The 3,704-nt window shown below is 59.8% G+C and carries 4 protein-coding genes and 2 pseudogenes; 5 read left to right on the top strand and 1 reads right to left on the bottom strand.

Features of this window, described 5'->3' with window-relative positions; translation table 11 throughout:
- The 3 genes and pseudogenes from BG52_RS16250 to BG52_RS14360 all read left to right on the top strand — a co-directional run.
- Positions 1-215: pseudogene (locus BG52_RS16250) on the top strand (methyl-accepting chemotaxis protein); the annotation flags it as partial.
- 172 nt (positions 216-387) lie between these two features.
- Complete coding sequence (locus tag BG52_RS14355) at positions 388-1,278, top strand: SMP-30/gluconolactonase/LRE family protein (protein WP_036667549.1); 891 nt, start codon at positions 388-390, stop codon at positions 1,276-1,278.
- A gap of 173 nt (positions 1,279-1,451) precedes the next feature.
- Positions 1,452-1,886, top strand: coding sequence for a universal stress protein (locus tag BG52_RS14360; protein WP_036586237.1), 435 nt, complete (start codon positions 1,452-1,454; stop codon positions 1,884-1,886).
- 86 nt (positions 1,887-1,972) lie between these two features.
- On the opposite strand, the pseudogene BG52_RS16840 reads toward BG52_RS14360, so the two are convergent.
- A pseudogene (locus BG52_RS16840) lies at positions 1,973-2,032 on the bottom strand (KGG domain-containing protein); the annotation flags it as partial.
- 213 nt (positions 2,033-2,245) lie between these two features.
- On the opposite strand from BG52_RS16840, the gene BG52_RS14365 reads away from it, so the two are divergent.
- Positions 2,246-2,809, top strand: coding sequence for a sigma-70 family RNA polymerase sigma factor (locus tag BG52_RS14365; protein WP_036586228.1), 564 nt, complete (start codon positions 2,246-2,248; stop codon positions 2,807-2,809).
- Positions 2,793-3,704, top strand: a 912-nt coding sequence (locus tag BG52_RS14370; RefSeq protein ID WP_036667550.1) for a hypothetical protein, incomplete at its 3' end; no start/stop codon positions are given. The genes BG52_RS14365 and BG52_RS14370, both read left to right, overlap by 17 nt.

Consider the following 3,704-nt stretch of genomic DNA (forward strand, 5'->3'; position numbering starts at 1 on the left):
AGCAGGCCGGCCGACTGGCGGCGCAATCCGATTCGGCGGTGAGCGCCATCCGCTCCATCGAGCGGGTCGCGCAGCAGACGGCCGCCGGATCGCGCAACGTATATGCGCACACGGAGGAGCAGCATGCCGGCGTTCAGGAGATGACGGCCGACATCGATGCCTTGAACATCCTTTCGGAAGAGTTGCAAACGATGATCGGGAAGTTCAAGGTATAGCCGGTTTGGCCGGGTCGGTCTCAAGGTGGATTCGAACCTTAGGACCGACCTTGTTGTTTGGTCCGGTTTGCGGTTAAAGATGGTATAGGCCTCCGCTGCACGCCGGGTCTGCGATACGGAAAGGCGGAAGCGGAAGCGTCGCGTTTAGCTACGACAGTGGGGAGGAAATGATTTGAGAATATTCGAAGCCGCCTGCGTCATCGACGCAAAAGCCGCGTTGGCGGAAGGCCCTGTATGGGATGAACGGTTGAACGAGCTGATCTGGATCGATATCGAGGGGTATCATCTTCACCGCTACCGGCCGTCGGACGGAAGGCGGCGGCAGTACGAGCTGCCGCTGAAAGCGGGCGCGGCCGTCCCGGCCGAGGACGGTTCATGGATTCTCGCCTTGGAGGACGGCTTCTACCGTTTCGATTGGGAAACCTCGCTCAACCCTGCGCTTATCGCCCGCAAGACGGACGATTCGGATGCCCCGCAGCCGATGCGCATGAATGACGGCAAGTGCGATCCTCAAGGCCGTTTCTGGGCGGGTACTATGAACGCCGACAACAACCGGCTCGCCGCTTTGTTCACGCTTGACCCGCAAGGCCGCGTCACGAAGCGTTTATCGGGCGTCGTCTGCTCGAACGGGCTGGCCTGGACCGCGGACGGCAATGCTATGTATTACATCGACACGCCGACCCGGGTCGTCAGTGCGTTCGATTTTAACGGCTTGACGGGGGAATTAACCAATCGGCGGACGGTTGTGTCGATACCGGAAGGGGAAGGCAGTCCCGACGGCATGGCGATCGACGCAGAAGGAATGCTGTGGGTGGCGCACTGGGGCGGCTGGCAAGTGTCCCGTTGGAATCCGACCACCGGGGAGAAGCTGGCGGCCGTCCGCGTTCCGGCGGCGAACGTGACCTCCTGCGCGTTTGGCGGAGAGGGGCTGGATGAGCTCTACATCACGACGGCGCGGACTGGCCTCCGTGCCGAGGAGGCGGACAAGCAGCCGCTTGCGGGCGGGATTTTCACGGTGAATCCCGGGGTTAACGGTCTGCCTGTCGCGCGGTATAGAGGATAGCAAGGGATCGCGGAATGTCATTAGAGTCGTGTCACCTTTCCTGCGCTTTTTCTGTCTTTATTAACCGAATGTTATGTTCTGGAATCGACAACCGGCGGATCGTGCGAAAAGCGCACACCTTCTCGCAATTGCGATTATAATAGAGAGAGAGAACGATAATGGGGGGCGACGTCATGCTTTTTCGGCATATTCTGGTCGCGTACGACGGTTCGAAGCAGGCGGTGAAAGCGCTCGAGAAAGCTGTAGGCCTGGTGGAGGCTTGCGGCGGCGGCACGAAGCTGACGGTAGTTCATATTCTGAATCTGGCCCCCATTATGACGGGCGACATGCTGTTCGCGCCGACGGCGGCGATGGAGACGCTGGCTGTCGAGCGGGCCGAGGCGGTGGTGGCGGAGGCCAAGCTGAAGACGGCCCCGGTTGTGCGGGCGACGGTCGAGATGCACCTCGGCACGCCGGCGAAAATGGTGCTCAGCCTGGCCGAGGAGCACGGCTGCGATCTGATCGTGCTCGGCAGCAGGGGGCTTGGCAAGCTGCGGGAGTTCGTCCTCGGCAGCGTAAGCCAGCATGTCGTGCAGTATGCGAAAATACCGGTGCTTGTCGTGAAGTAGCGCAGCTTGGAGCGCTCGATTAACAATGACGATCCCCTGCCGGCTCCCGGCAGGGGATCGTCATTGCGGCGTGGAAGCCGGGCGGCTTAACCGTTCAGGTTATCGGCCCTTGCTTCTCCGCCCTTGCGCCCAATCTGCTGATAAAACGCCTTCGCTCAGCGCCATGTCCAACCACTCCTTGATTTATAATTGACGGCGCATAACGCGCGCATCAACTATATACCATCGAAGCTTTTGTATTTTTATACTTTCTTTATGGAATTTTACAGCAGCTTCCCGGATAATTAGATAAGGGTTCCCGGCATGTTCATTGAACCCAAATCGGGCGCCTGTCGTCCAATGAATCAGAGGTGGCCATTGTGCACTCCGAATCCCGGTTCGATTACTTGAAATATATGAGCGACGATACGGACCGCCGAGCGGTTTTGAACGACCTGATGTCGACCTACGGGAAGGATGTATGGAATTTCGCCTTCAGCATGACGCGCAAGTGGGACCAGGCGGACGACATCACACAAGAGGTTTTTATCAAAGCTTACCGCAATCTTCATACGTTCCGCTGCGAATCCTCGATGAAGACGTGGCTGCTCGCCATTACCCGCAATATGGTGCTCGATTACCGCAAATCGGCTTTTCTGCGCAAGGTGACGCTTGTCGATGCATTCAAGAAGCAGGCGACCGGCCGCTCGGCCGAAGGCGAAGTCATCGAGTCGATGGCGGTCAACGAAATGTGGAAGAAAGTATTGCTGCTGCCTCACAAATACAGGGAAGCGGTCATTCTGTTTGCCCATCAACAGTTGTCGATCAACGAGATAGCCGAGCTGCTTGGCGTGAGCGAGGGCACCGTTAAATCGAGACTGTTTCATGCGCGGAAGAAGCTGGCAGCGATAAGGGGAGGTGACGGCGATGGACTCGATGGATAAAAAGCTGAAGCGTGATCTGTCGGGCGGTCCGCTTACCCGCAGCGGCTTCAACGAACGGCTGCGAAGCCGCATTGAGGAACAGCTGGGCGAGAAGCCGGCCGGTCGAGGCAGACGGCTGTTTCAGCTCGGCCGGGCGGGAGCGGGCCTGCTGGCATTGGCCGCGGTTCTGATCATGCTCGTGCAGTTGCAGACCGGTCCGGCGGCGCTTAAGCAAGCCGCGGACGCGCCCGGCACGAATGGCGGCATATCCGATGCCGGCTTTGCTTTGCCCGGAGGGGCGGCGGCGGCTCGCCGCTCCGCGCTGCTGATCGCCCTGCGAACCGACGGCGAAGGCGATTCTTACGAGAGCATGTACCGGACGCTGCTCGTCACGACCGAAGGCGGAGAGCCCATTGTTCAGGCCGAAGGCGCGGGCATTCTGATGCCTTTCAAGATCGATTTCTGGAGGCTCGTCACGGCGGATTCGGACGATGGAGGCGGTTTTTACCGCACGGTGACCGCTTACAACACGTCGTTCGCCGACAAACAGGCAGCCCCGCTGCTCAAGCGTAAAGAGGATATTGGGCAATACGGCGCCGTGAAAGAGAAGGTTGTGTTCGCAGGCAACCGGTACGTGGCGATTGCGCGGCAATCGGCGGGGAAGGAATCGATGTGGGTGATGGACATTCTGCAGCTGGGGCAACCGCGCGTGCTGTCTCAGCTCGCCGGCAATGCGGAGCCTCACGCCGCCGCCGTCGTGACGGCGGAGGGCCGGCTCGGAGCGGTGTCGTCGGAAGAGCCGGCCCTGGCGGGCAAGGATGTGATTCACAATTGGACCATTGCCCGGAATCAGGGTGAATGGAGCGCTTATCGTACGCCCGGCGGCGGTTCGGAAGGGATGACGAAGCTGCCGTAC

Source organism: Paenibacillus darwinianus, from assembly GCF_000598065.1.
In the GTDB taxonomy this organism is placed as follows: domain Bacteria; phylum Bacillota; class Bacilli; order Paenibacillales; family Paenibacillaceae; genus Paenibacillus_I; species Paenibacillus_I darwinianus.